A 2320-nucleotide genomic window follows, 5' to 3' on the forward strand; every position below is an offset into this window, starting at 1 on the left:
TCTCCGTGGGCCTCGATGCCGCTGCCATTAAAGAGGCACAGCGCATCGCCCACGCGCATGCGGAGGGCCTTTACGATGTGCCGTGACGGTTCTTTTTCCAACGTGAGCGTGTCGCCCTCGCTCAGCGTTTGCGCGGTAAAAAAACGCGGACGCAGCATGGAGTCCGCTTAAAGTCCCAGATTTCTGCAGATTTGCAGAGTCGGTTGCGCCTGATTCATGGTGTAAAAGTGAATACCGGGCGCTTCGCTCTCCAGCAGCGTCTGGCAAAGCTGGGTAACAACATCAATGCCAAAAGCGCGAATGCTCTCCTGATCGTCGGCGAAGCCCTCCAGGCGTTTGCTGATCCAGCGGGGAATCTCCGCACCACAGTTTTTGGAGAACCGTGCCAGGTTGGCGTAGTTGGTAATGGGCATGATGCCCGCATAGATAGGCTTATCGATGCCGATGGCCGCGCAGCGATCCAAAAAGTAGAAATACGCCTCTACATTATAGAAATATTGCGTGATAGCGCTGTCTGCGCCCGCATCAAACTTGCCCTTGAGATAGTGGATATCTGATTCGTAGCTTTCGGCCTGGGGATGGATTTCCGGGTAGGCGGCCACCTCGATATGAAAATGATCACCGGTGTGCTTGCGGATAAACGCCACCAGCTCGTTGGCGTAGACCAGGCGTGCGCCGCCTCCGGCGCCCGAAGGCAAGTCACCACGCAGTGCGACCAGTCGTTTGATACCCGCCGCTTTGTAGTCCTGTAACAGCGCTGCAATCGTCGCTTCGTCATCCAGGCCAAAGCTCAGGTGTGGCGCAACGTCCAGACTCTGAGCGTTAAGCCCTTCGACAATGCCCCGGGTGTTGTCCCGGGTAGAGCCCCCGGCGCCATAGGTCACCGAGTAAAACTCGGGACCTACGGCCTGTAGCTCCGGGGTAGTAACGTTCAGCAGTTTTTCCCGTCCGGCATCGGTTTTCGCCGGGAAGTACTCAAAGCTGATTGCTGCAGACTTGCTCATTCTGACCTCAGTACTTGTAGTCCTGTCCCTTGAATGGGCCATCTACAGACACGTGAATGTAGTCAGCCTGCTCTTTGGTGAGCCTGGTAACCACGCCGCCGAAGCCTGCCACCATGTGCGCTGCCACTTCTTCGTCGAGCTTTTTGGGCAGAACCTCAACCTTCACGGCAGATTCCTTCATATTGGCTTCCAGGTCTGCAAAGCGACGCTCGAACAGGTAGATCTGTGCCAGTACCTGGTTGGCGAAGGAGCCGTCCATGATGCGTGAGGGGTGACCTGTGGCGTTACCCAGGTTTACGAGACGTCCTTCTGCCAGGAGGATCAGGTGATCGTTAGCAGCCTGGTCACGGTAGACCTTGTGTACCTGCGGCTTGATCTCTTCCCACTGCCACTCACGACGCATGTAGGCCGTGTCGATTTCATTGTCGAAGTGACCGATGTTGCAGACCAGTGCTGCGCTCTTGAGGGCGCCGAGCATACGCGCGTTGCAAACGTTGTAGTTACCGGTGGTCGTTACCAGCAGGTCCGTTTTCTGGAGCAGTTCGCGATCGATGCACTCGTCGCTGCCGTCATCGATGCCATCGATGTAGGGCGATACCACTTCGTAGCCATCCATGCAGGCCTGCATTGCGCAGATTGGATCGGCTTCAGTTACCCGGACAATCATCCCTTCCTGACGGAGCGACAGGGCGGAGCCTTTACCCACGTCACCGTAGCCGATCACGAGCGCGCGCTTGCCCGACAGCAGGTGGTCGAGGCCTCGCTTGATGGCGTCATTCAGGCTGTGGCGGCAGCCGTACTTGTTGTCGTTCTTGGACTTGGTGACCGAATCATTCACGTTGATCGCGGGGATCTTGAGCTCGCCATTTTCCAGCATCTCGTACAAGCGATGGACGCCCGTCGTTGTTTCCTCGGTAACACCATGAATACGGTCGAGCATTTCAGGATACTTCTGGTGCAGCATCAGCGTGAGGTCACCCCCGTCGTCGAGCACCATATTCGCGTCCCAGGGCTCACCATCTTTCAGGATTGTCTGCTCTAAACACCACTCGTACTCTTCCTCGGTCTCGCCCTTCCAGGCGAATACTGGCACTCCTGAGGCGGCTACCGCGGCAGCAGCGTGATCTTGAGTAGAGAAAATGTTGCATGATGACCAACGGACTTCCGCGCCAAGTGCAACGAGGGTTTCGATCAGCACACCCGTTTGGATAGTCATGTGGATACAGCCCAAAATTTTGGCGCCAGCCAGGGGCTGTTCGGCACTGTATTCTTCACGCAGCGCCATCAGCGCGGGCATTTCGCTCTCGGCAATATCC

General features: G+C 56.7%; 3 protein-coding genes. All 3 read right to left on the reverse strand.

Going from position 1 to position 2320, the window contains the following annotated elements; translation table 11 throughout:
* Window positions 1-158: RNA methyltransferase PUA domain-containing protein (locus tag ACTG3T_RS02260; protein ID WP_439100643.1), on the reverse strand; the 158-nt coding region annotated here is incomplete at its 3' end.
* 9 nt (window positions 159-167) lie between these two features.
* A complete protein-coding gene (metF, locus tag ACTG3T_RS02265) occupies window positions 168-1004 on the reverse strand; it encodes a methylenetetrahydrofolate reductase [NAD(P)H] (RefSeq protein ID WP_439100641.1) in 837 nt (278 codons plus the stop codon).
* Between the two features lie 7 nt (window positions 1005-1011).
* A partial coding sequence (locus ACTG3T_RS02270; protein WP_439100642.1) for an adenosylhomocysteinase occupies window positions 1012-2320 on the reverse strand: 1309 nt, incomplete at its 5' end.

This window comes from Congregibacter sp., assembly GCF_965660375.1.
Lineage (GTDB): Bacteria > Pseudomonadota > Gammaproteobacteria > Pseudomonadales > Halieaceae > Congregibacter.

Coding starts and splice junctions, on each gene's coding strand:
- metF (WP_439100641.1), bottom strand. CDS start 1,004: ATGAGCAAGTCTGCAGCAATCAGCTTTGAGTACTTCCCGGCGAAAACC.